Raw genomic sequence first — 24400 nt, 5'->3', positions numbered from 1 at the left:
CATTGCACACGTTTAAACATCCACCCACTATCAATACCATCGCCGGACAAGAACGACGCGTAGGTTTTGAGGTGGAGTTTTCTGGAATCTCTCTGGAGACCACCGTGGGCGTTATGCAAAACTCCCTTGATACGGTGGTTGTAGACTCCAACGCTGCACAATGCACACTGAAAGCTGACGGTGTGGGCACATTCAAGGTTGAAGTCGACTGGGCATTCCTTAAACGAATCTCCGAGGAGTATGCACAGGATGACGACCCCCAATGGCTGGAGTCCCTGAGCAAGCTTGCCACCTCGCTGGTGCCGATCGAGGTTGTATGCCCTCCCATACCAATACAGAACCTGAACGTGCTGAACAGCATAAGCGCAGGGCTGCGCGCAGCGGGTGCCGTGGGAACAGAAGAGTCGCTTATTGCGGCTTATGGTGTGCACGTAAACACCGAGATACCCGCATTGGACGCGCAGACTATCGGACGATACCTTCGCGCATTTTGTCTTTTGCAGTGGTGGCTGGTAGATGCGCATGACGTTGATCCCGCCCGTAAAATCAGTCCTTACATCGATTTGTATCCCCAAGCTTATGTAGAGACCGTGCTTGCGCGGAAATCTATGAGCATGGATCAGATCTTTGATGATTACCTGGAGCACAACGCCACGAGGAATCGAGCTCTCGATTTGCTTCCTCTGCTTGCTGAGATTGATACCAAACGCGTTTTTGACACCGTGAATGATGACCGGGTCAATGCTCGGCCGGCATTTCACTATCGTATGCCCAATTGCCATATCGAACGCGACGACTGGGGCCTCAGCAACGCCTGGACGCTGTGGTGTGTGGTAGAGCAATTAGCGGAACAAGAAGACAATATGCAGGCGCTTTCGGAGCAATTTCTCCGTTCACGAAGACCACTGCTATCAGTTGATCGAACAAAGTGGGTGAAAACTCTGGATCTATGGCTACGCGACCACGCATTGGTGTAACCGGAAATGGTCGCCGCTGGGCGCCCAGCTGGTGGTGCACCCGATTAGCTCTCTTGCTTGTCGGCGCTCGGGCTGTGCGTATTTCTGTGCGACATGAGCCGGGCGAAGAGAGCCTTCATGCTCTGATCATTGGTGGTGGTGACGACATTGGCCCGGAGCGATACGGAGAAGCCAGTAACCCCAAGATTCGGTCTGACCCTGCTCGCGACGCGCTGGAAATACACTGGATAAAAAGGGTTGTGGACGAAGGTGTGCCGCTTCTGGGTATCTGCCGCGGAGCGCAGCTCATTAACGTCGTGCTCGGGGGAACTCTCCATCAGGACATTCGGGACCTACGAGAGCACACGCGTAACAGGCCCGGACTGCTCCCTACTAAAACCGTCGTCCTTGAGACGCACTCAAAGGCCCGAACAATCTTCGGCACCAGCAAACTCCGCGTCAATAGCCTGCATCATCAGGCGATCAAGGAAAGCGGCGAGACCTTGGAAATTGTCGGCCGTGATCGTGACAAGCTGTGCCAAATGATTGAGAGCAATGACGGAAAACTAATATTTGGCGTTCAGTGGCACCCGGAATATCTCTTTTATTTACCAACACAGTTACGGATTTTTCGCTGGCTGGTATCTCAGGCCGACCAGGGCTCATAGCTTGCTGGAGCGCTTAGGGCCTGCACTACTAAGTGTTCAGTAAAAAGCTTACCGGCCCGTCGTTGATTAAACTTACCTGCATGTCAGCGCCAAAACGTCCCCCGGCGACCGGTGCATGCACAGCATCGAGATAAGCGTACAACTGTCTAAATAGCGGCTCGGCCTCGGCCGGAGGCATGGCCGTAGAAAACCCGGGACGTAATCCCCGGGTGGTATCTGCGGCAAGTGTGAACTGGGAGATGAGCAGCAAGCCACCCGAGACGTCCCTCAAACTGCGATTCATACGGCCCTGATCATCGGAAAAAACCCGATAGTTGAGTACGCGCTCCAGGAGTTTTTCTCCTGCGGGGACGGTATCACTGGGCTCCAAACCCAGAAAAACCAGCAAGCCTGCATCAATACTGCCCGTGACCTCGCCGTCGATCTCTACCGATGCGCGCCGGACACGTTGAAGTAGTGCGCGCACCCTATGCTAGCCGCCGCGAGAGGCGCGCTTACGCTCGTGCTCCAAAAGCAGCTTTTTGCGCAGGCGAATGCTTTCGGGTGTTACCTCAACCAGCTCATCGTCCTCGATGAACTCCAGCGCCTGCTCCAGGGTGTGACGGGTAGGCGGGGTAAGAACCAGAGCTTCATCGGTGCCTGAGGCACGGACGTTGGTCAATTGCTTGGCCTTGGTTGGGTTTACGGTCAGGTCATTACCCCTGCTGTGTAGCCCGACAATTTGTCCTTCGTAAACCTGGACATTGGGGTCCACAAACAGACGTCCACGCTCCTGCAGGTTGAACAAACCAAAAGCCAGCGTTTTTCCTTTCACCATAGAGACCAAGACACCGTTGCTGCGATGACTGATCTCCTGATCCTTTACGGGTCCGTAGTGGTCGAAGATGTGGGTCAGGGTGCCACTGCCGGATGTCAGTGTAAGAAACAGGGAACGAAATCCAATCAAACCACGCGCCGGCACAATGAACTCCAGACGCACCCATCCCTTACCGTCGGGGCTCATGTTTTTAAGCTCCGCACGCCGGGCGCCGAGCTCTTCCATTAACGAACCCTGATGCTTGTCTTCACAATCGATAACCAGCTCTTCGAAGGGCTCATGGATGACACCATCGACTTCTTTACGAATAACTTCAGGGCGAGAGACACCCATTTCAAAGCCTTCACGCCGCATGCTCTCAATCAACACAGACAAGTGTAATTCGCCACGACCGGACACTTTGAACTTATCGGGGGTCTCACCCGGCTCAACACGCAGTGCAACGTTGTGGATAAGCTCACGCTCAAGTCGCTCCGCGATGTTGCGGGAGGTCACGTACTTGCCTTCTTTGCCCGCGAACGGTGAGTCATTGACCTGAAAAGTCATGCTGACAGTCGGTTCGTCAACGCTCAAAGGCGGCAGGGCATCTGGCGTAGCCGGATCACAAAGTGTGTCGGAGATATTCAGCGCCTCAATCCCCGTGACACAAACGATGTCACCGGCGCGAGCCTCGGCAGTCTCGATACGCTCAAGACCCATATAGCCCATTACCTGCAGAACCTTGCCTTTACGCTGCTTGCCCTCGTGATCAACTACTACCACCTGGGTATTGGGCTTGAGAATACCGCGACTTATGCGTCCCACCCCGATGACACCAACGTAGCTGTTGTAATCCAGCGCGCTGACTTGCAGCTGCAGCGGGCCGTCTACGTCAACGTCCGGCGCCGGCACCTTGCTAATAATGGACTCAAACAATGGCGTCATATCGTCAGCCATGTCCTCGTGATCCAGGCCCGAAATACCGTCAAGCGCTGAGGCAAAGATAATCGGGAAGTCCAGCTGTTCCTCGCTGGCACCCAAGGAATCAAACAGATCGAACACCTGATCCACAACCCAATCCGGGCGGGCGCCGGGACGATCAACCTTGTTGACTACCAAAATAGGCTTCAGGCCCTGGGCGAATGCCTTGGATGTTACAAACCGGGTTTGGGGCATGGGGCCATCAACCGCATCAACCAAGAGCAACACCGAGTCGACCATGGAAAGAACTCGCTCCACTTCCCCACCAAAATCGGCGTGCCCGGGGGTATCGACGATATTGATGCGGTAATCGCCGTAGTTAATGGCCGTATTCTTGGCAAGAATGGTAATGCCGCGCTCGCGCTCCTGATCATTGGAGTCCATGATTCGAACGGAATCAGCATCCCGGCGATCCAAGGTGCCAGACTGTCGTAACAGGCAGTCGACAAGTGTCGTCTTACCGTGGTCTACGTGGGCGATAATGGCGATATTGCGAAGTTTTTCGATCACAGCGATAGTCCGGCCCCGGCGCAGAAAGCGTTATCCGGCAGCTCATTAAGGAAGTTGGGGAGCTAAAAAAGGCCGCGATTATAGCGGCGGATTGCAAGCCTGCACAGCGGCGTTAGGCGGCATAATGCACACCCTTGATAAGCAAACGCCCTGCAGTGCACCAAAATAGGGCAAAGACGCACCACCGAATTGCAAAATACCGAAGACAACGCCTCGTCTAAGATAAAAACTATTACTTTTCAATTGCTTGTAAAAGGCACCACTGTGGCATAGCTCTTGCTATTTCCTAAGGCACTTTTACTGTTAAGGTGCACGACCTCCGGGGCAGTTTGTCCCGGCGCGAGTTGCACTACTTTTCCAACTGGAGGACCCACAATGTCAGAGAAGACTCTGAACCTGATTAAAGAAAGCGAAGCCGGCTGGGTAGACCTGCGCTTCACCGATACCCGCGGTAAAGAGCAGCACGTCTCGATCCCGTCCAGCGAAGTCGACGAGGACTTCTTTGACGGCGGCAAGATGTTTGATGGCTCCTCCATCGCAGGCTGGAAAGGCATCAACGAGTCCGACATGATTCTTATGCCAGATGACAGCAGCAGCGTTCTGGATCCCTTTACGGACGACACCACCGTAATCCTGCGCTGCGACATCGTAGAACCGATGACCATGGCGGGCTACGAGCGCGACCCACGATCTGTGGCCCACCGCGCTGAGGAATACCTCAAATCCACAGGTATTGGCGACACTGCCTACTTCGGGCCCGAGCCGGAGTTTTTTGTATTTGACGATGTGAAGTGGCACGCCGATATGTCAGGTGCTGGCTATTCCATCAACTCTGAAGAAGCTGCCTGGGCCTCAAACCACAGCTTTGACGATGGCAATATCGGTCACCGCCCAGGCGTGAAGGGCGGCTACTTCCCCGTGCCGCCGGTGGATTCTCTGCACGACATTCGTGCGGCGATGTGTGCTGCGATGGAACAGATGGGTCTGCCTATCGAGGTTCACCACCACGAGGTAGGCACAGCGGGTCAGTGTGAGATTGGAGTCAAGTTCAATACACTGATCCAGAAAGCAGACGAAGTGCAGATTCTGAAGTACTGCGTACACAATGTGGCGCACGCCTATGGCAAGACCGCGACATTTATGCCTAAGCCACTTGTTGGCGACAACGGTTCTGGCATGCACGTACACCAGTCAATCAGCAAAGATGGCGAAAACATTTTTGCCGGTGACGGCTATGCAGGCCTTTCGGACACTGCTCTTTACTACATTGGCGGAATTATCAAGCACGCTCGCGCTCTCAATGCATTTACCAATGCATCGACCAATAGCTACAAGCGCCTTGTTCCAGGCTTTGAAGCCCCGGTAATGCTCGCGTACTCAGCGCGCAACCGGTCGGCTTCCATCCGTATTCCCTACGAGCCCAGCCCCAAGGGCAAGCGCGTAGAGGTTCGCTTCCCTGATCCTACCGCTAACCCTTATCTGGCGTTTGCGGCCATGCTGATGGCAGGCCTGGATGGCATCCAGAACAAGATTCACCCTGGAGACGCTGCAGATAAGGATCTGTATGACCTTCCTCCAGAAGAAGGCAAAGCGATTCCCACCGTTGCATCGAGCCTGAGCATGGCGATGGAAGCTCTGGATGCGGACCGCGAATTTCTCACGGCCGGCGGCGTATTCACCGACGACATGATCGATGGCTACATCGCGCTCAAGTCTGAGGAAATTGAGCGACTCGATATGACAACTCACCCCGTCGAGTTCGATATGTACTACTCGTTGTAAACTGCTTAGCACAGACAGCAGTAAAGCCCGCTCCTGGAGCGGGCTTTTTTTTGCCCAACGATCTGCTACGGTGATCAGACAAGCATTGGAGATTCGCTATGACCCTGCAAAAGAAAGCCATCCTTGTAGCTTTAACGACGCTCATAGTGGCTCCTGCGAGTCATGGCTGGGGCCAGATATATAAAGTCATCGACGGCAAGGATGGTGTTGTTTTTACCGATAGCCCCGGCGTCATCGGCAACACTGATAGCCAAAGCGTCGAAAAAATTGAGCTGGAAGAAACCAACAGCGCTACCCCCATCCAGGCGCGACCGCCGGCGGCGTCAAGCGCGAATCCCAGCGCCGAATCTCAGACGATAGAAAAACCCAGGGTAAGCATTGCGGCACCGGCCAACGAAAGCACCATTGCCATGGGTCCCGGCAACTTTACCGTGAGCGCGTCGGCCAGCCCTGCCTTGACCTCAGGCGAGCAACTCATTCTCTTGATGGATGGCGTCCCCCAGGGTGGGGCACAGTCGTCCGGCAACTGGACTATTGAGGGTGCTTTGCGCGGCCCCCACGATCTGGTAGTGCAGCGAACAACCTCCCGAGGAAAGGTGGTTGCCTCGTCCGAGCCCGTGAGAGTGTACGTGCTGCGCCCCTCAATCATCGGGCGCTAATTCTCGAGGCCGCCAAAACGCACTATTTTGGCGCAAACGCATGATTTAGAGCCATAATGCTCGTGATTTCGTGCGTTTGTCATTCCAATTTAAACAGTAAGTGAGTGTTTACTTTCAGAAAAAGTCCCAACCTTATGCCGTCCTAAGCTAGGCAGTAAAAGACAAGGACATGGCTTCATTTTTGCTTCATTATCAAGCACGTTGAGCGAAAGTGGGCGTAAAACAGCTTTATATGCTGCAACAAGACATCATCGACAACATCAGTAGCGGCATCATTGGCCTTGATGCCGACTATCGCGTGCGCATGATAAACCCGTCTGCGGAAGCGCTGTTGCAGCTATCTGAGGCACGGATTATCGGTCAGATGATCTGCGAACTGGAGCGACCGGACGTTCCCTGGCGAGCCACTCTCGACCAGGCGGCAGAAGAAGGCCGCGCCATCGTTCGCCGAGGTCTGGCATTGGATACCCGGGACGGTAAACCCACTTATGCAGACATTGTGGTCTCGCCCATGCGGGAGGTGGCGTACCTGGCTTTTCTCATCGAACTACAGCCGGTGGATCGCCTGCTGCGCATCAATAAAGAAGAAAATCTGGTGCACGCTCAGGAAACGACCCGCACAGTTGTTCGAGGTCTGGCTCATGAGATCAAAAACCCGTTGGGAGGTATTCGCGGAGCGGCACAACTGCTGGCGCGAGAGCTTCCCCAGGGCTCCCTTCAAGAATACACCGGCATCATTATTCAAGAAGCTGACCGACTCAGAGATCTGGTGGATCGATTACTCGGGCCTAACAAACAACCCGCCCTGCTACCCCTGAACGTGCATGAAGTGCTGGAGCATGTGCTGCAGTTGGCAGTTGTAGAGGCCGGCGAGCGGCTCGCCATTGTCCGCGACTACGACCCCAGCCTGCCGACCATCAGAGGTGACCGCGCACAGCTCATACAAGCCTTGCTCAACATCGTCGGCAACGCTCTCCAGGCAACAGACAAGCAACCTCAGTGTGCGCTTACCCTACGCAGCCGCTCCCAGCGGCAGTTCACCATAGGCGAGCATCGTCACCGGCTGGTATGTCAAATCGACATTATTGATAACGGCCCTGGCATACCAGAACAGATCACCGAGAATCTGTTTGCGCCGATGGTCAGCGGACGTGCCGAAGGCACAGGTTTGGGGCTCTCGATCTCCCAATCCATCGTTCATCGCCATGGCGGCTTGTTGAACTACGACAGTCGCCCTGGCGAAACCTGTTTCACCATCTATCTACCCATGGACAACTGACATGCAAAATTCTGGCTCGGTATGGGTCGTTGATGATGACCAATCTATACGCTGGGTCCTTGAGAAGGCCCTTGTACAAGCTGACATTGATAGAGAGTGTTTTGCCGATGCGGAGTCCATGCTGCAACGCATGGAAGACGAGCTCCCGGACGTGGTTATCAGTGATATTCGAATGCCCGGAATGGATGGGCTCGAGCTGCTGCAGCGAATTCGCGAGAATCATCCTGAGCTGCCGGTAATCATCACCACTGCACACTCAGATCTGGACAGCGCGGTCGCGTCCTATCAACAAGGTGCTTTTGAATACCTGCCCAAGCCCTTCGACATTGACGAGGTAGTGGCAGTAGCCGAGCGCGCTTTAGCGCAGGTGCGCGAGCGCGGTAAGGGGACTCCAAAGCGCACAAGCAGTGGGGAGCCCACACCAGAGATCATCGGCGAAGCACCGGCCATGCAGGAGGTGTTTCGTGCCATTGGTCGCCTCGCGCACAGCAACATCACGGTACTTATCAATGGCGAGTCCGGAACCGGCAAGGAACTCGTTGCCCGGGCTTTGCATCGCCACAGCCCCAGAGTAAATGCTCCTTTTATTGCCTTGAACATGGCCGCCATTCCCAGGGATCTCATGGAATCCGAGCTGTTTGGGCACGAAAAGGGGGCATTCACCGGAGCTAACACCCGTCGAGAGGGCCGTTTTGAGCAGGCCAATGGCGGCACGCTGTTTCTCGATGAAATTGGCGACATGCCGGCAGAAACTCAAACCCGACTCCTTCGCGTTCTAGCCGATGGTGAGTTTTATCGCGTCGGTGGCCACACATCACAGCGCACAGACGTACGGATCATTGCTGCAACTCATCAGGATCTGGAGGGGCTGGTACGCCGCGGCGACTTTCGCGAAGACCTCTTTCACCGCCTGAACGTCATCCGCATCCACATACCAAAGTTATCCGAACGTCAGGAAGACATACCGCGGCTCATGGAGTTCTTCTTCGATAAAGCGGCCAAGGAGCTTGGCGGTGCACCCAAAATTCTGCTTCCGGAAACCCAGCAGTTTTTAAGCTCACTCACCTGGCCTGGAAACGTGCGCCAGTTGGAAAACACCTGCCGCTGGTTGACGGTAATGGCATCGGGACGAGAAATACACCTGTCTGATTTGCCGCCCGAGCTTGGTCGCAACGACGTAGAGAGCGCCGGCGAACAGGAAACACAATGGCAGGAACTGCTGTGCCAGTGGGCTCGCACAGAGCTGGTCAGCGGCAAGCAGCACATCCTTCGCGATGCCGTCCCGGCTTTCGAAAAAGCACTTATTGACGTTGCGCTGGCACACACCCGCGGCCGCAAACGCGACGCAGCAGAGCTCTTGGGCTGGGGCCGGAACACCCTCACACGAAAAATGAAAGAATTAGAGAGCGACGAAGGGTAAATCATGCTGCAAGTCGCACTGTATGAGCCGGAAATACCCCCGAATACGGGGAACATCATGCGCCTGTGCGCAAACACCGGATGCGTACTGCACCTTATCAAGCCTCTGGGGTTTTCCCTGGAGGACAAACAATTACGACGTGCCGGACTGGATTATCGAGAATTTGCAGACGTTCGCGTTCACGAAAGTTTGGATGCAATGGTGGCAGCGCTGAATAAACCACGGATCTGGACACTGAGTACCCGAGGCACAAAAACATATACCCAGGCGCAGTTCCAAAAAGATGATGTTCTGCTGTTTGGACCGGAGACTCGGGGCCTGCCTGTCCCGCTCATCGATGAACTGGGTGTTCATCGCTGCTTGCGCGTACCCATGCTCCCCGACAGTCGAAGCCTCAACTTGAGCAATGCAACAGCCCTCGTACTTTACGAGGGACTGCGGCAGTTGGGTTTCCCGGGCATGGCTTAGACAGCCAAGCGCGGGAACCCTTTACCCGAGGCTTAGTGAGTAGCCGGTGCTTCTGCGGCAGCCTGCTGTTGTGCCTGCTGAGCCAAAGCCTGCTCAAACAGCGCATCAAAGCTTACCGGTGACAGCATAAGAGCCGGAAAACCGCCCTTAACTACCAGGTTGTCGATTGTCTCGCGAGCGTAAGGGAACAAAATATTGGGTGCTGCTGTTCCCAAAACGCGACGCAATTGATCGGGCTCAAAACCAGTGATAAAGAAAATACCGGCTTGCTGAACTTCAACCAAAAACGCGGTGTCTTCTTCCATCTTTGAGGTCACAGTGATGGTAAGAACCACCTCGAAGTTGCCTTCTTCATCTATAGCATTGCTGCGCGTGTTCAGATCAACATTGACCTTTGGCTGCCACTGCTTCTTAAACACTTCTGGCGTCGCAGGAGACTCAAAAGACAAGTCCTTATTGTAAATGCGCTGCAATACAAACTGCTGCTGTACGGGTTCCTGAGTTGCTGCTGCCTGTTCGTCGGCCATCGTTCCTGCTCCTGCTTTTTTAAAGAAAATATAAAACTACGTTGAATTCGTTGTTAAGTGCCTGAGGCTGCGTTCAAAAGACCGTCGAGAAGACCCCGTTGCTCCAGGGCCGCAAGATCGGTGTATCCGCCAACATGCGTCTCTCCAATCCAGATTTGCGGCACTGTGCGCTGCCCGGCGCGCTTGGTCATTTCTTGCCGCAACTGCGCATCCCCATCTACGGGAATGTCCCGATAGCTTACGCCCTTCGCGTCCAGCAAGCGCTTTGCCGCCACGCAGTAAGGACAAAATCGTGTGGTGTAAAGAGTAACGTCGGCACTCATGGTCAGGATCCAGCTACTTGTTAACGGTGGGCAGCTGCAGACTTGACCACTCCATCATGCCACCTGCCATTTTGTAAACCTGGTTAAACCCGGCGGCACGCAGTTGCTTACCAGCGGTGGCGGCCTGCTGCCCCATCTTGCACACAAGCACCACGGGCTTGTCTTTAAAGGAGTCCAGTTCGGAAGCGCGCTCCGCAAGCTTAGCCATGGGAATGTGTCGCGCCTCCACGATATGACCCTGCTTGAAGGCAGCGGCGTCCCGCAAATCCACAAACACACCATCCTCACGATTTATGAGGTTGATGGCCTGCTGTGGGCTCAACGCGGGGCCGGATTTTCGGCCTTCGTGGGCGACCAACATTCCAATGGCAACCGCCAGTGCGGCCATAAGAATCCATTGCTGAGCTGCAAATTCTAGAAAAAGTTCCATGATCCCGTAGGTATACCGACAAGGCCCTAAGGCCGAAAAGGTCGCGAAGTATACAGTTTGACCGTATGTTGCTCCACCCCGAAAAATGCGCCCATGGCCGACAATCGGTAGAATCACTTTTCAGGAGCGCGGGGCCGGACAAACCAGCCAGAGCGCCAGACACATTGATACAACGATCCGGACTAGCCGAGTATGCAGGAACAGCAAAAATCGCCCACCGTTTTAATCATTCTCGACGGCTGGGGTTACCGCGAGGAGATCCAGGACAACGCTATCGCAAACGCGGACACGCCTACCTGGGATCGCCTGTGGAGCGAATCGCCTCACACACTGATTTCTGCGTCAGGAGAAGATGTAGGCTTACCTCAGGGTCAGTTCGGGAACTCAGAAGTAGGGCATATGAGTCTTGGCTCAGGACGTGTGCTCTACCAGAGCATTTCGCGTATCGACAAGGCGATCAGTGACGGCAGTTTCGACACCAATCCAGCGTACTGTGAAGCCATCGATGCAGCCATCGCCGCAAAGGGCGCTGTACATGTAATGGGCCTGCTGTCGACCGGCGGGGTCCACAGCCACGAACGCCACCTATTTGCCGCGCTGCGACTTGCCGCGAGCCGTGGCGCTACAAAAATTTATCTGCATGCTTTTCTGGATGGCCGTGACACACCTCCGCGCAGTGCAAAAGCATCGCTAGAGGCTGCCAGGAAGTGCTTTGATGAAATTGGCATTGGACGCATCGCCAGCATCACCGGCCGCTACTTTGCCATGGACCGGGATCAACGCTGGGAGCGTGTAGAGCCCGCGTACCGATTGCTGACGCAGGGAGACTCAGAGTTCTCGGCAGAAACCGCTATGGAGGCCCTCGATGCAGCCTATGCACGGGACGAAAATGATGAGTTTGTAGCACCTACGCGCATCGCAGCGCCTGCTCCCATAAGTGACGGGGATGCGGTGCTGTTCATGAATTTCCGCGCGGACCGCGCAAGAGCGATAAGCCAGGCCTTCGTAGAAGACGATTTTAAGGGCTTCAAGCGAGCAGAGCGTCCCAAGTTATCGGGTTTTGTAATGACCACTGAGTATGCGGCGGGGATGCCTGCTGCCTGTGCATTCCCACCCAGCAAATTGGATAACGTATTGGGCGCCTGGATAGCGGACAAGGGGCTCTCGCAACTTCGCATCGCGGAAACCGAGAAATACGCGCATGTCACGTTCTTTTTTAGCGGCGGCCGGGAAGATGAGTTCGAGCACGAGACTCGCATCCTGGTCCCGTCCCCCGATGTGCCTACCTACGATCTTCAGCCTGCCATGAGTGCCCCACAGGTCACCGACAAGCTTGTAGAAGCCATTAGGTCCCGCAAGTACGATCTCATCGTGTGCAACTACGCCAACGGAGACATGGTGGGCCATACCGGTAATTACGCGGCGGCAATGCAGGCTGTGGAGGCGCTAGACGGGTGTCTTGCCCGTGTGGAAAGCGCCCTGAAAGACGTAAATGGTCAGGCGCTCATTACCGCGGACCACGGCAATTGCGAGCAGATGCAGGATTACGAGTCCGGGCAGCTTCACACGCAGCACACCACGGAGTCAGTACCTCTGGTTTATCTGGGCGATACGCCCCTGGCTCTGAATCCCCAAGGCGGCATTCTGGCGGACATAGCGCCGACACTACTCTCACTGATGGCTCTGGACCAGCCTCAAGAAATGACTGGCCACAGCTTGATCCAGCCAATCAATCCCAGCGACCCGGAGTAATCACTGCCCGTGAGGCGCACTGCTTCAGCTAATCGCAGTCAGCGGGCGCTTTTTACCGCGCTGTCATGGTCGCTGCTTGGGAGCTTGCTACTTGCTACGATAGTCACAGCACCCTTGTCGCAGGCTCAAAACAGCAGCGCCGACGCCAAAGAGACCCGGGAACGCCTGACGCAGCTCGAAAAAGACATTGCGCGCATCGCTGCGGCGCAAGCCACCCGGGAGAAACAACGCAGTGGCCTACAGGCTGACTTGCGTCGCAGCGAAGTCGCTTTGGGACGTCTGCAGGAGCAACAACAGGCAACACGCTCCGCAATAAGCAGCAATCAAAAGGAAATAGCCAGGCTGGGAGTAAAACAGGGCCAGCTTACAGATGCCGCCGACGCTCAGCGTGATGCCGTGGCCCAGGAGATTCGCAACGCATACAAGGGTGGTGGTAATGATCAGCTCAAACTCCTGCTCAGCGAGGAGGACCCTCAGGTCCTGACTCGCATGCTTGCCTACTACCGCTACATTCTGGCAGCGCGCAGTGAACTGCTGGACGAATACCGAATCACCTTAAGCGAGCTTGTGGACCTCACACAGGAACTAAAGACCCGCGAAGCTCAGCTGGAGGAGCAGCGTATCGCTCTGGCAGGGCGACAGCGCACACTGGAGACCCAGCGCAGCGAACGCAGAGCCCTGCTGAAAAAAATCGACAGCACCCTTAAAAGCGAAGCTGCGCAGCTGGCGGCCCGGCAGCAAGACCGGGAGCAACTGGAGATTCTCCTCGGTGAAATCGACGCAGCGCTGGCGCAACTTATACCTCAGGACGATGTCGAACCTTTCAGTGCTGCCAAAGGCAGTATGCGCTGGCCAGTCGAGGGCAGAATTACCAATCGTTTCGGTCGCCCCCGCAACCAGGGAAAAATGCGCTGGCAGGGGGTTCGCTTAAAAGCCGATTCCGGAAGTACCGTGGCCGCCATTCACCACGGTCGCGTAGTCTATGCCGACTGGCTTCGCGGCTCAGGGCTTTTGCTGGTGATCGACCATGGTGAAGGCTATTTGAGTCTTTATGCGCACAATGAAAGTCTCCTGCGCGAGGTTGGCGATTGGGTCACAGCAGGAGCGCCGGTATCCACCGTGGGCGATAGCGGTGGTCAGAGCGAGGCTGGCTTGTACTTCGAAATTCGTAAAGACGGTAAGCCGACCGATCCTCAGGGTTGGTGCCGTGGTTAGGCGCACTTAGGTACAGCGCCGATTAGGCTACACTGATGTTTCTATATAGGTTTCCAAAATTTAACGATGCATGCCATGAAAACGACACGTACACCACTCCAACGCTTTTTTGCCGGCGCCGTCGCAAGTCTATTGCTGGGCACCGGTGCGCTTGCTTTTGCTCAGGACAACGCTGACCAAACAGAACTCCCACTGGATGAGCTGCGCACTTTCGCTGATGTCTTTAATCAGATTCGCATGGGCTACGTCGAAGAGGTCGATGACAGCACTCTTCTGGAGTACGCCATAAAAGGCATGCTCAGTGGCCTGGACCCGCATTCGGTTTACCTGGAGCGCGATGCCTACGAGGACCTGCAAACATCAACGACAGGTGAGTTTTCAGGTTTGGGGCTGGAAGTGGGAATGGAGAACGGCTTTCTCAAGGTGATTTCGCCCATTGATGGGTCCCCGGCAACGGATGCTGGCATTCAATCGGGCGACGTGATTCTCAAATTGGACGATGTCGCCATTCGCGGAATGAGTCTCAACGAAGCAGTGGAAAAAATGCGCGGTCCCAAGGGCAGCGAAATTGTAGTGTCCATTGGACGTCCGGGAGAGCAGGAGCCCTTTGATGTCACCCTGGTACGAGACACCATCCGTGTGGCAAGTGTCCGCGAGCGATGGTTGGAGCCGGGCTTTGCGTATCTGCGCATCTCTCAATTTCAACAAAAGACCGGCGACGATGTAAAAGCCTCCATCGAAAAGTTACTGGCCGAACAGCCTTTGAAAGGCCTGGTGCTGGACCTGCGCAACAACCCCGGTGGAGTACTTGGGGCTAGCGTCGATGTCGCGGGCCTGTTTATGGAAAGCGGCAACGTTGTTTACACCGAGGGTCGCTTGAACAACGCAGCGCAAAACTACGCCGCCGCCGCCGGTGATATCACCGAGGGCGCGCCGCTGATTGTTCTGATTAATCGTGGTTCGGCCAGCGCTTCTGAGATTGTTGCCGGCGCACTTCAGGATCACGCTCGAGCCGTAGTCATGGGTACCCAAAGTTTCGGTAAGGGGTCCGTGCAAACCGTAATGCCTATTTCTGAGTCTCGCGCTGTAAAATTGACCACGGCGCGTTACTTCACGCCAAACGGTCGCTCGATTCAGGCCGAGGGTATCAAGCCCGATATTATTGTCGAACGGGCAAAGGTAGAAACCTTTGACGACTCAGGCCGCGTTAGCGAGAGAGACCTTGCGGGGCATCTGGACAACACCACCGATCAGGCGGCGGTGGCGACGCAAGCGAGCAAAGGACTTATCTCCCGGGACAACCAGCTTTATGAAGCGCTGATCCTGCTAAAAGGTCTCAACATCATGAATCCCAGAGCGCCAAAACCGCTGCCTATGGATCAACAAACTGTCGCTGTCAAAGACAGTATCGTTGAGTCCTGATTTCGCGACAGGTACCAACAAGCAGCAGACATAGAGACAGACCTTACACATGACAGGTAAACAGATGGTATTAACCGGGCTTGCCATCATTGTTGCAGGTCTGGCGGTGGGCGGATGGCTCACCAAGCCAGCAGCTTTGTCCCCGATAGCGCCGGTCATCGCTGCGCCGGAAAACATCGACGAGTATCTGCGCAATCAAGAGGCGGCTGTCGCGGCGCAGTTTGGTATTACCGAAGGAACTGAGAAACGTGTTGTCTGGGCAGGCGAGCCAGGACAGCGCAGCGAGTATGTGTTGGTGTATTTACATGGTTTTTCGGCCACCCGCCAGGAGATAGCCCCGGTTCCTGAACTCATAGCCAAAGAGCTTAAGGCCAACCTGTTTGAGACACGCCTGTCCGGTCATGGTCGTGAGCAACAGCCATTAGCCAATGTCAGCGCCGAGCAGTGGATGAACGATGGAGCGGAGGCACTCGCTATTGCCAAGGCCCTGGGCGACAAAATAATTCTCATGGGAACATCGACCGGCGCCACGGTGGCGTTGGCCATGGCGAGACATGCGGATTTTTCTCTGGTGCATAGTCTTGTTTTGGTTTCACCCAACTTCGGACCCGCCGGCGGTGGATCAGGCATCACCACGGGACCCTATGGGCCACAGCTGGCACGACTTATCCTGGGGGAACGGCGATCCTGGGTCGCCGCCAATCCGCTTCAGGAGAAGTATTGGTCGACGGACTATCCCACCACGTCGATTGTTGAAATGATGCGCCTTGTTAATCTGGCAAACACCCTGACTCCCGAAGCCGAAACTCCCAACGTAATGCTGGTGTATTCACCGCAGGACGATGTGGTGTCGGTGAGTAAGCTACTGGCTGGCTTTGATACATTGCCAGCAGCGCGGAAGAAGATTCATAAAGTTGATAATCCGGACAGCCTCAGTGCGCATGTGCTTACCGGAGACATCCTCGCGCCGGGCACAAGCACCGGCATCGCGGCGCTTGTTAGCGCATTTATCGCCGAGTCTTAGCTAGGTCCGAACCTCGATCCCGGCCTTGGCCATATATTCCTTGGCCTGCCCCACGGTAAATTCACCAAAATGAAAAATACTCGCGGCCAGCACAGCGTCAGCGCCGCCCTGGATTACGCCATCGACCAGATGCTGTAGCGTGCCTACGCCACCTGAAGCAATCACCGGAATATCTACCGCGTCAGTAATGGCTCGGGTAACACCCAACTCAAATCCATCGCGGGTACCGTCGCGATCCATACTGGTTAGTAAGATCTCCCCGGCGCCGAGCGCAGCCATGCGCTGTGCCCACTCCACAGCGTTGATGCCTGTGGGCTTGCGACCGCCGTGGGTAAAGATCTCATAACGCGGCTGTCCATGGACATCATCAACACGTTTGGCATCGATAGCCACAACAATACACTGGGCACCAAAACGCTCCGATGCACGGCGCACTAAGTCAGGATCATGAATCGCTGCGGTATTGATGCTCACCTTGTCAGCACCGGCGTTGAGCATGGCGCGAATGTCTTCGACACTGCGAATACCACCACCGACCGTCAGCGGTATAAACACCTCACGAGCAATGGCCTCGACCATGTGCACTGTGGTGTCGCGATTCTCGTGACTGGCGGTGATATCCAGGAAGGTGATTTCGTCAGCGCCCTGCTCGTTGTAGCGTGCGGCGATCTCTACGGGGTCTCCAGCGTCTCGAATATCCACAAAGTTGACGCCTTTAACGACGCGTCCATTGTCTACGTCCAGACAGGGAATAATGCGCCTCGCAAGCCCCATCAGGCGTCCCGCTCATCACAGAATTTTTGTGCTTCGGCCAGATCCAGGGAGCCTTCGTAAATCGCCCGGCCCGTGATCGCACCCATGATGCCGGCACTCCCAAGCTCAGCCAATGCCCGAATGTCGCGCATATTGGTGATACCGCCCGACGCGATTACCGGGATACCCCCAGCCTGTGCCACATCCAGAGTGGCTTCGACGTTCACACCCTGCATCATGCCGTCCCGAGCTATGTCGGTGTAAACAATGGCACTGACGCCATCATCCGCAAAGCGCCGGGCCAGATCCGTAGCCTGAAGCGCCGATACTTCGGCCCAACCGTCTGTGGCAACCCGGCCATCTCTCGCATCCAGACCAACGATAATTTTGCCCTCAAACGCCGCGCAGGCCTCGGCGACAAAAGTCGGCTCTTTTACCGCCTGGGTACCAATGATTACGTAACTCACGCCTGCCTTAAGGTAAAACTCTATAGTTTCGAGGGTACGAATCCCGCCGCCGATCTGTATAGGCAGATCCGGAAACTTCGCCGCAATCGCCGTCACGGCATCGCCATTTACCGGCGTCCCGGCGAAAGCGCCGTTCAGGTCAACCAGATGCAGGCGTCGGCACCCCGCATCCACCCAGCGCTGCGCTGTTGCAACAGGATCGTCAGAAAACACGGTGCTATCGTCCATTTCGCCCTGACGAAGCCGGACGCACTCGCCGTCCTTTAGATCAATGGCAGGGATAATCAGCATGTTCCATTCCAATCAAGAAAATTACTCAGAAGCTGCAAGCCCGCCCGGTGACTCTTCTCCGGGTGAAACTGCACCGCAAACAAGTTATCGCTGGCCAGAGCGGCGTCAGCTTTAACGCCGTAATCAAGACTTCCTGCGAGAAGTGACCGATCACTCGCGTGTACGTAGTAGCTATGGACGAAGTAAAAGCGCTCGCCATCGGCAATGTTCTGCCATAAAGGGTGAGGGCGTTCCTGGTGAACGCGGTTCCAGCCCATGTGAGGTACTTTAAGCCGGCTACCGTCGTGATCCGCCAAGGGGCTGCCAAAGTGTCGAACCTCACCATCGAGGAGGCCCAGACAATCGACGCCGCCGTTCTCTTCTGAGCGCTGCATCAGAGCCTGCATGCCCACACAGATCGCCAACACCGGCTTGTGCTGCTCGCGCAGCGCGGTGTCCAACAATGCATCGCAATGCAAACGACGAATCTCCGACATACAGTCACGTATGGCTCCCACACCAGGGAACACCACCCGGTCCGCGCTGCGGATAAGGTCAGCATCGTGAGTGACGATAACCTTCTGGGCACCAACGTGTTGCAAGGCACTCTCCACAGAATGAAGATTGCCCATGCCGTAATCAATTACTGCGACCGTTTCACCCACAGTGGGTCTCCCTAGCGCCCTTTAAAGCAACGCGTTCTAACAGCACCCGAAGTGCTTAGAGAACACCTTTGGTGGATGGCGTAACACCGGCCATTGCCGGATCTGCACTCAGTGCCATGCGCAGGGCCCGGCCAAAGGCTTTAAACACAGTCTCGATCTGGTGATGGCTATTTGCGCCGCGCAGATTATCAATATGCAGAGTCACCAAAGCGTGATTCACAAAACCCTGAAAGAACTCGTAGAACAAATCGACGTCAAAATTGCCCACAGCCGAGCGAGTAAAGGGAACATGAAACTCAAGGCCAGGACGCCCTGAGAAGTCGATGACGACCCTTGAAAGCGCCTCATCCAAAGGCACATAGGCATGTCCATAACGCTGGATACCCTTGCGCTCGCCCACCGCTTTGGTAAACGCCTGCCCCAGAGTAATGCCGATGTCCTCGACGGTGTGGTGCGCGTCGATATGCAGGTCGCCATTGGCCTTAACATTAATGTCCATCATGCCGTGGCGGGCAATCTGATCGAGCATATGCTCGAGGAACGGTAAGCCCGTATCAAATTCGGCCTTGCCGCTGCCGTCAAGATTCACGGACACGGTGATCTGTGTTTCCAGCGTATCGCGGCTAACAGTTGCGCTGCGTTGTGACATAGTTGTTCTCCAGCTCGCGAAGGAATTCGCGAAAGCGCGCCATTATAGGGGAGCAATCCAGCCAATTCATTGGCAATTCTGCCGCTGCAAGGATAGTCTCGCCACCGATTATGGACGACTTCGCTACACGCCTGCTGGCCTGGTATGACGATCATGGCCGCCACAACCTGCCCTGGCAGCGCGATGCTACGCCATATCATGTCTGGCTTTCAGAGATTATGTTGCAACAGACTCAGGTTGCCACGGTGATTCCCTACTACGAACGGTTCATCGAAAGCTTTCCCGACATACATGCGCTGGCCGGTGCCGATACGGACGCCGTTCTTCATCATTGGAGTGGACTGGGCTATTACGCTCGCGCGCGGAACCTGCATAGAGCGGCCAAAACGCTCGTGAGCGATTTCGCCGGGGAGTTCCCGGCCGACATCGACGCTCTGCAGGCATTACCTGGCATAGGCCGCTCTACCGCCGGCGCGATTTTGTCGACAGCCCTGGGGGGCCGAGCCGCGATACTCGACGGCAATGTGAAGAGGGTGTTGGCGCGTTTTCATGCCGTAGAGGGCTGGCCGGGCAAGACAGCGGTTGCGGCAACGCTTTGGCAGCTGGCAGAACAACATACCCCCGAATCACGCGTTTCAGACTACACCCAGGCCATTATGGATTTGGGCGCAACGCTATGCACCCGCTCCAAGCCAGATTGCCAGCGCTGTCCTCAGGCGCAGGGCTGTACCGCGCTGCGACTGGAACGTCAGGGTGAATTCCCAGGTAAAAAACCCAAGAAATCCATACCCACCCGGCGCACGCACTTTGTCATCGCGTATACACCGAAGGGAGAGCTTTTGCTGGAACGCCGACCTGCCTCAGGTATTTGGGGCGGACTGTGGTGCTTTCCTGAAGTCCAGGATGCCAAAAGCGCCAGCCGTTATTGCGAAGAGACTCTTTTTGCTGATGTTGCCGCGATCACGGAATTACCGAGCCTTCGCCACAGCTTTAGTCATTATCATCTTGAGATAAGTCCACTGCTGCTTACACTGTCGCGAGCACCGACACTGATCCGTGAGCGCGATGAGTTACGCTTCTGGCCAGCCAAGGAGTCACCGCAGGTGGGCTTAGCAGCCCCGGTCAAGCGGCTCTGGCAGGAAGCGGCTGCAGTCCTCACAAATTCGAAAAAAGGAGACAAGTGACAATGAGCCGACAGGTTTTTTGCCGTAAGCATCAACAGGACTTACCCGGACTGGATGCGCCGCCTTATCCCGGCCCCAAGGGGCAAGATATATTCGAGAATGTCTCCAAGCAGGCCTGGGGAGAATGGCAGGCGCATCAAACCATGCTCATTAATGAGAAACAGCTGAGCCTCATCGATCCCGAAGCTCGAAAATATCTGCAGCAAGAGATGGACAAGTTTTTAGCGGGGGAAGAATACGACCAGGCAGAGGGTTACGTTCCACCAGAGTCGTAAAAAAGGCCCTGTGGCGAGGAACGCCCCAAGGCCTGGCCGTCCATCCCTGGACTACTAATACATAGTCAGCGTTTTAGTGGGCAGGCTGTCAATCACATCGTCAGGGACGAAGAAGTCCCTGAACAACTCTTCTCCGGGCACTACCGCGTACTGATCAAAGTCCGTGACGCCGGCATCGCGCAGAACAACCTCATCAATAAAGAAGTTACCCGTGCACTCGGCAGAGGGACGCGTGAGGATCTCATAGGCAGAGTCCGCCATAATCGCAACGGTACGGCTACCTTTGCTCATGGAATCTCCGCCCAGAACATTGCGCACAGCGGCAGTATCAATGGCGGTGAGCGGCCATAGAGAGTTCACAGCAATGCCGTCTGGTTCTAGCTCCTTGCTCATACCCAAGGTGCACAGGCTCATACCCATCTTGGCGATGGTGTAGGCCACATGCGGTGCAAACCATTTGGCTTCCATATCCAAAGGTGGCGCCAGATTCAGAATATGGCCGTTCTCGGACTTCTGAAGGTGAGGGATACAGATCTTGGAGGTCAAAAACGTGCCCCTTGTATTGATCTCGTTCATGAGATCGTAACGCTTCATCTCGGTAGCCAACGTCGGTGTGGGGCTGATGGCGCTGGCATTGTTGATGCAAATATCGATACCGCCAAAAGTCTCTACGGTCTTGTCTACCGCCGCCTGTACCTGCTCCTCAAAGCGAATATCGCAAACCAAAGGCAGCGCTTTTCCACCTGCGTCCTCAATCTCTTGTGCAGCGGTGTAAATGGTACCCGGCAACTTGGGGTGGGGTTCGGTAGTTTTCGCAGCGATAGCCACGTTGGCGCCATCAGCCGCAGCGCGCTTTGCGATCGCCAGACCGATACCGCGGCTCGCGCCGGTAATAAATATTGTTTTTCCTGCTAAGCTCATGGTTATTCCTTGCTTGGGCATGGGATCGATCGATATCCAGCCGTGTTCGGGTTTTATCACTATACGTCGCAGTAAATACGAACGCTGTTTCTTTTACGACAGGGCGCAGAGTAACGGATGTCAAAACTATAGGAAAACTCATGACGGTTTCTAGACTCATACTCGCACTTTTGTTTTGCACTCTCGTTTTCAGCGGCTGTGCCAGCGTTGGTATGCTGGACTTTGATGAACCAGAAGTAGAGCTTTTAGCCCTCGAGCCGCTGCCTAGCCAGGGCTTGGAAGCGCGATTTCTTGTAAAGCTGCGGGTTATCAACCCCAACTCCATCCCCCTGGACATCAATGGCATGTCCTACGAGGTATTCATTCGGGACTCAAAAGTGTTGTCAGGGGTTAGTAATGAGGGACTCAAAGTAGGTGCGTACAGCGAAAGTGTGGCCGAACTTGAGGTCGCCGCAGGGATGTTTGGCTCGCTCGCTTTGATTAGAGATCTCATGTCTAAGCCTACAGATGGCGGCCTGCCTTACAAACTCAATGCCAAATTATCCCGATCAGGCCTCGGTGGGGCCATCCGCGTCACCCGCGAAGGCACCATAGATTTGAACGCTCGCCCTTGACTGCGCGCGGACCTATAGGTTTAATACGCGGCCCTTGCATAGTGGTCGCGTCAGGTGACCAAAGATTGATGCAAAGGTTTGTGCCCGGATAGCTCAGTCGGTAGAGCAGGGGATTGAAAATCCCCGTGTCGGCAGTTCGATTCTGTCTCCGGGCACCATTTCTTGTGTATAACACCTTGAAGAGCCTACGACGTCTAAAAGCCTGCGACTTCGGGCTTGCCCGTATCTGTGGGTGATGGGAGACTCTGAAAATCTTTTCCTGAGTCCCCGCCCATGCAAAGCCTTTTTTCTACGCGCTGCCTTAAAAAGCTAAGTCCTATCGCGGTGCTGCTGCTCACCACGCCATGCATGGCGACAGATGTGCTTGAAGTCGGTGGCAATGGTCGTAACTGCAATGTCGATGAGCAGTGCATCAATAGACTTCACCCCGATATCCCCATGACGGCAATCGCAGACCCCGGTCAAACCATAGTCATGCATACGCGTAACGCCAGTGACTTTGATCTCGACCCGGCAAGCACCTACGAGGACCCACGTCGCGCAACAGGCAATACCGGGCATGCCCTGACCGGTCCCGTACATATTCGCGGCGCAAAAGCTGGCGATACCCTCGCAGTAACTCTAATGGCGGTAGATCCCGGCCCCTGGGGGAAAACCTGGGTGGGCAGCGGAGGGTTCCTTGCAGACAAGTACCCTATCGGCTTTGCGGCCACCTGGAAGCTCAATTCCGATTACGCGACCTCACAGCAGATCCCCGGTGTTCGTATTCCTAACAGCGCCTTTCCGGGCGTCATCACCACACTTCCTGACGCCGAGCTCGTCAAAACATCGCTGGCACGCGAGGCGGCCATCGCTGAGGTCGGTGCCCGCGTGTTTCTGCCAACGCCGGTCAACGCGACGCCTGCGGAAATTTGCGGACCCGATGGCAGTGTGAAAGATGAATGCCTGCGGACTATCCCACCCCGGGAACACGGCGGAAACGTGGATATTCGCTACATACGACCCGGTGTCACTTTGTATCTGCCGTGCATGGTCGATGGCTGTGGCCTGGCGATTGGCGACGTCCATTTCGCTCAGGGCGACGGCGAGGTCAGCGGCACAGCAATAGAAATGGATGCTACGGTCACTCTCACAACTGCTGTGCTGGACAAGGCCCCTGCGACGGGAGTCTCGTTTACCGGACCCGCATCAACCCTGGCAATCCCCAGCGAAACTTACTTTGCCACCACAGGCCTACCCATTAAATCTGAGGGAGAAGTCCCACCAGACATGGAGTATCTAAACTCCACTTTGATTCCCCAACTTGAAAGCCTGCCCGATGACATTGCGCTGGCAGCCCGCAATGCGCTTGTCGCGATGATCGACTATCTGGTTGAACAGCGAGGCTACACCATCGATCAGGCCTATGTGATTTGCTCGGTCGCGGTGGATCTTCGTATTGGTCAACTGGTCGATGCGCCTAACGTCGGCGCTGTAGCACTGCTACCGCTGGATATCTTTGAGTAGCTAAGGGCCCGCGCCCCGTCGAAATTTCAAGTCGCGACAAAACCCCCATCTACCGCCAATGACTGGCCTGTCACAAAGGACGCGGCATCAGAACAGAGCCACACCACCGACTCGGCAACCTCCTCGGCGCGACCGAAGCGACGCAATGGATACTGAGCGCGCACAACGTCCTGCAGCTTTTCGTTATCACCCATGGAGCGATCAGCCATATCGGTCTCGATCACACCGGGGCAAACAGCATTGACGCGAATCCCAGCGCGACCGTACTCGATCGCGGCGGCTTTAGTCAGACCTACAACACCATGTTTGCTGGCAAAGTAGGCGGCGCCAAAAGTCCCGCCCACCAAGCCCGCAATCGACGCAGTGTTAACGATGCTACCGGTGCCGCGCTGCTGCATATGCATCAGCTGGTACTTCATGCACAAGAACACGCTCTTTAGATTGACATCTAACACCCGATCCCAGGTTTCCTCTAAGGCCTCGGTAATAGGCACGGCTACATCACCCTCGATACCCGCATTGTTGAACGCACAATCGAGCTGTCCGTAGGTCTCAATGCACTGATCAACCATCGCTTTAACATCGGCGGCTTTGGAGACATCTGCCTGTACAAAGTGGGCATCCCCACCATCGTTGCGTATGGCATCGACCGTTGCGCTGCCACTTGCAGGGTCGATGTCCGACACGACGAGCCTGGCGCCCTCTCGTGCAAAGGCGTGGCACGCCGCCTGGCCAATCCCCGCACCACCGCCGGTAACAAGAACAATTTTATTTATCATTCGGTCGGACATTTATCTTCCTTATGTTGGCTTTAAATAGATAATGTTCAGTGTAACGAATCATCACCGCTGGCAAGCCTCTGCCTGTGCACAAGCTGCCTGGAC

26 protein-coding genes and 1 tRNA gene are annotated in these 24400 nt (G+C 55.4%); 16 read left to right on the top strand and 11 right to left on the bottom strand.

Annotation, left to right across the window (positions count from 1 at the left end; all coding sequences use genetic code 11):
• The first annotated feature begins 2 nt into the window (after window positions 1-2).
• Both R0135_RS12495 and R0135_RS12490 read left to right on the top strand, forming a co-directional pair.
• The gene (locus R0135_RS12495) at window positions 3-977 is read left to right on the top strand and encodes an amidoligase family protein (protein ID WP_407347193.1); all 975 of its coding nucleotides are present in this window, start codon (window positions 3-5) and stop codon (window positions 975-977) included.
• Window positions 950-1624 carry a gamma-glutamyl-gamma-aminobutyrate hydrolase family protein gene (locus R0135_RS12490; protein ID WP_407347192.1) on the top strand — a complete coding sequence of 225 codons (675 nt, stop codon included), beginning with the start codon at window positions 950-952 and terminating at the stop codon, window positions 1622-1624. Before R0135_RS12495 ends, R0135_RS12490 begins: the two co-directional genes overlap by 28 nt.
• A gap of 28 nt (window positions 1625-1652) precedes the next feature.
• On the opposite strand, the gene dtd is transcribed toward R0135_RS12490, so the two are convergent.
• Both dtd and typA read right to left on the bottom strand, forming a co-directional pair.
• Complete coding sequence (dtd, locus tag R0135_RS12485) at window positions 1653-2090, bottom strand: D-aminoacyl-tRNA deacylase (protein ID WP_407347191.1); 438 nt, start codon at window positions 2088-2090, stop codon at window positions 1653-1655.
• A gap of 6 nt (window positions 2091-2096) precedes the next feature.
• Window positions 2097-3911 (bottom strand): translational GTPase TypA, encoded by a 1815-nt coding sequence (gene typA, locus R0135_RS12480; RefSeq protein ID WP_407347190.1) that lies wholly within the window; start codon window positions 3909-3911, stop codon window positions 2097-2099.
• Window positions 3912-4286: 375 nt separating this feature from the next.
• On the opposite strand from typA, the gene glnA reads away from it, so the two are divergent.
• The 5 genes from glnA (at window position 4287) to trmL (ending at window position 9519) form a co-directional block, all read left to right on the top strand.
• Complete coding sequence (glnA, locus tag R0135_RS12475; RefSeq protein ID WP_407347189.1) at window positions 4287-5693, top strand: glutamate--ammonia ligase; 1407 nt, start codon at window positions 4287-4289, stop codon at window positions 5691-5693.
• A gap of 98 nt (window positions 5694-5791) precedes the next feature.
• Window positions 5792-6352 (top strand): hypothetical protein, encoded by a 561-nt coding sequence (locus R0135_RS12470; protein ID WP_407347188.1) that lies wholly within the window; start codon window positions 5792-5794, stop codon window positions 6350-6352.
• Between the two features lie 232 nt (window positions 6353-6584).
• Complete coding sequence (glnL, locus tag R0135_RS12465) at window positions 6585-7631, top strand: nitrogen regulation protein NR(II) (protein ID WP_407347187.1); 1047 nt, start codon at window positions 6585-6587, stop codon at window positions 7629-7631.
• A 1-nt stretch (window position 7632) separates the two neighbouring features.
• Window positions 7633-9051: a nitrogen regulation protein NR(I) gene (ntrC, locus tag R0135_RS12460; protein WP_407347186.1), complete on the top strand. Its 1419-nt coding sequence runs from the start codon at window positions 7633-7635 to the stop codon at window positions 9049-9051.
• Window positions 9052-9054: 3 nt separating this feature from the next.
• Window positions 9055-9519 (top strand): tRNA (uridine(34)/cytosine(34)/5-carboxymethylaminomethyluridine(34)-2'-O)-methyltransferase TrmL, encoded by a 465-nt coding sequence (gene trmL / locus R0135_RS12455; RefSeq protein WP_407347185.1) that lies wholly within the window; start codon window positions 9055-9057, stop codon window positions 9517-9519.
• 32 nt (window positions 9520-9551) lie between these two features.
• Here the strand turns inward: trmL and secB are convergent, their stop codons facing one another.
• From secB to R0135_RS12440, 3 genes are read right to left on the bottom strand one after another with little or no spacing between them, the layout of a single operon-like run.
• A complete protein-coding gene (gene secB / locus R0135_RS12450; protein WP_407347184.1) occupies window positions 9552-10046 on the bottom strand; it encodes a protein-export chaperone SecB in 495 nt (164 codons plus the stop codon).
• Window positions 10047-10099: 53 nt separating this feature from the next.
• A complete protein-coding gene (gene grxC, locus R0135_RS12445) occupies window positions 10100-10369 on the bottom strand; it encodes a glutaredoxin 3 (RefSeq protein WP_407347183.1) in 270 nt (89 codons plus the stop codon).
• A 13-nt stretch (window positions 10370-10382) separates the two neighbouring features.
• Entirely contained in the window at window positions 10383-10799 is a 417-nt protein-coding gene (locus R0135_RS12440; protein ID WP_407347182.1) for a rhodanese-like domain-containing protein, read from the bottom strand.
• Window positions 10800-10991: 192 nt separating this feature from the next.
• Here R0135_RS12440 and gpmI point away from each other — a divergent pair, with 192 nt between their 5' ends.
• The 4 genes from gpmI (at window position 10992) to R0135_RS12420 (ending at window position 16212) form a co-directional block, all read left to right on the top strand.
• Entirely contained in the window at window positions 10992-12551 is a 1560-nt protein-coding gene (gpmI, locus tag R0135_RS12435) for a 2,3-bisphosphoglycerate-independent phosphoglycerate mutase (protein WP_407347181.1), read from the top strand.
• 9 nt (window positions 12552-12560) lie between these two features.
• The gene (locus R0135_RS12430) at window positions 12561-13766 is read left to right on the top strand and encodes a murein hydrolase activator EnvC family protein (protein ID WP_407347180.1); all 1206 of its coding nucleotides are present in this window, start codon (window positions 12561-12563) and stop codon (window positions 13764-13766) included.
• 75 nt (window positions 13767-13841) lie between these two features.
• Complete coding sequence (locus tag R0135_RS12425; RefSeq protein ID WP_407347179.1) at window positions 13842-15188, top strand: S41 family peptidase; 1347 nt, start codon at window positions 13842-13844, stop codon at window positions 15186-15188.
• A 49-nt stretch (window positions 15189-15237) separates the two neighbouring features.
• The gene (locus R0135_RS12420) at window positions 15238-16212 is read left to right on the top strand and encodes an alpha/beta hydrolase (RefSeq protein WP_407347178.1); all 975 of its coding nucleotides are present in this window, start codon (window positions 15238-15240) and stop codon (window positions 16210-16212) included.
• Here R0135_RS12420 and hisF read toward each other — a convergent pair whose 3' ends face one another.
• The 4 genes from hisF to hisB are packed head-to-tail and all read right to left on the bottom strand — an operon-like array spanning window position 16213 to window position 19016.
• Window positions 16213-16986, bottom strand: coding sequence for an imidazole glycerol phosphate synthase subunit HisF (hisF, locus tag R0135_RS12415; RefSeq protein ID WP_407347177.1), 774 nt, complete (start codon window positions 16984-16986; stop codon window positions 16213-16215). It lies immediately after the preceding gene.
• Window positions 16986-17723: a 1-(5-phosphoribosyl)-5-[(5-phosphoribosylamino)methylideneamino]imidazole-4-carboxamide isomerase gene (gene hisA, locus R0135_RS12410; RefSeq protein WP_407347176.1), complete on the bottom strand. Its 738-nt coding sequence runs from the start codon at window positions 17721-17723 to the stop codon at window positions 16986-16988. The genes hisF and hisA overlap by 1 nt, the downstream gene beginning before the upstream one ends.
• Window positions 17717-18367 carry an imidazole glycerol phosphate synthase subunit HisH gene (gene hisH, locus R0135_RS12405; protein WP_407347175.1) on the bottom strand — a complete coding sequence of 217 codons (651 nt, stop codon included), beginning with the start codon at window positions 18365-18367 and terminating at the stop codon, window positions 17717-17719. Before hisH ends, hisA begins: the two co-directional genes overlap by 7 nt.
• Before the next feature lie 55 nt (window positions 18368-18422).
• On the bottom strand, window positions 18423-19016 hold the full coding sequence (gene hisB / locus R0135_RS12400; protein WP_407347174.1) for an imidazoleglycerol-phosphate dehydratase HisB: 594 nt from the start codon (window positions 19014-19016) through the stop codon (window positions 18423-18425).
• Between the two features lie 110 nt (window positions 19017-19126).
• Here hisB and mutY point away from each other — a divergent pair, with 110 nt between their 5' ends.
• Window positions 19127-20200, top strand: a complete 1074-nt coding sequence (mutY, locus tag R0135_RS12395) for an A/G-specific adenine glycosylase (protein WP_407347173.1) — start codon at window positions 19127-19129, stop codon at window positions 20198-20200.
• A gap of 2 nt (window positions 20201-20202) precedes the next feature.
• Window positions 20203-20475: an oxidative damage protection protein gene (locus tag R0135_RS12390; protein ID WP_009024039.1), complete on the top strand. Its 273-nt coding sequence runs from the start codon at window positions 20203-20205 to the stop codon at window positions 20473-20475.
• Between the two features lie 54 nt (window positions 20476-20529).
• Here R0135_RS12390 and R0135_RS12385 read toward each other — a convergent pair whose 3' ends face one another.
• Window positions 20530-21396, bottom strand: a complete 867-nt coding sequence (locus tag R0135_RS12385; RefSeq protein ID WP_407347172.1) for an SDR family oxidoreductase — start codon at window positions 21394-21396, stop codon at window positions 20530-20532.
• Window positions 21397-21536: 140 nt separating this feature from the next.
• Here R0135_RS12385 and R0135_RS12380 point away from each other — a divergent pair, with 140 nt between their 5' ends.
• The 3 genes from R0135_RS12380 (at window position 21537) to R0135_RS12370 (ending at window position 23516) form a co-directional block, all read left to right on the top strand.
• A complete protein-coding gene (locus R0135_RS12380) occupies window positions 21537-22010 on the top strand; it encodes an LEA type 2 family protein (protein WP_407347171.1) in 474 nt (157 codons plus the stop codon).
• Window positions 22011-22092: 82 nt separating this feature from the next.
• Window positions 22093-22168 (top strand) — tRNA-Phe (locus R0135_RS12375).
• 115 nt (window positions 22169-22283) lie between these two features.
• Window positions 22284-23516 carry an acetamidase/formamidase family protein gene (locus R0135_RS12370; protein WP_407347170.1) on the top strand — a complete coding sequence of 411 codons (1233 nt, stop codon included), beginning with the start codon at window positions 22284-22286 and terminating at the stop codon, window positions 23514-23516.
• Window positions 23517-23542: 26 nt separating this feature from the next.
• On the opposite strand, the gene R0135_RS12365 is transcribed toward R0135_RS12370, so the two are convergent.
• Complete coding sequence (locus tag R0135_RS12365; protein WP_407347169.1) at window positions 23543-24307, bottom strand: SDR family oxidoreductase; 765 nt, start codon at window positions 24305-24307, stop codon at window positions 23543-23545.
• Between the last annotated feature and the right edge of the window lie 93 nt (window positions 24308-24400).

This window comes from Congregibacter variabilis (genome assembly GCF_045689235.1).
GTDB lineage: Bacteria > Pseudomonadota > Gammaproteobacteria > Pseudomonadales > Halieaceae > Congregibacter > Congregibacter variabilis.
This window is presented reverse-complemented; position numbering and strand designations above follow the sequence as displayed.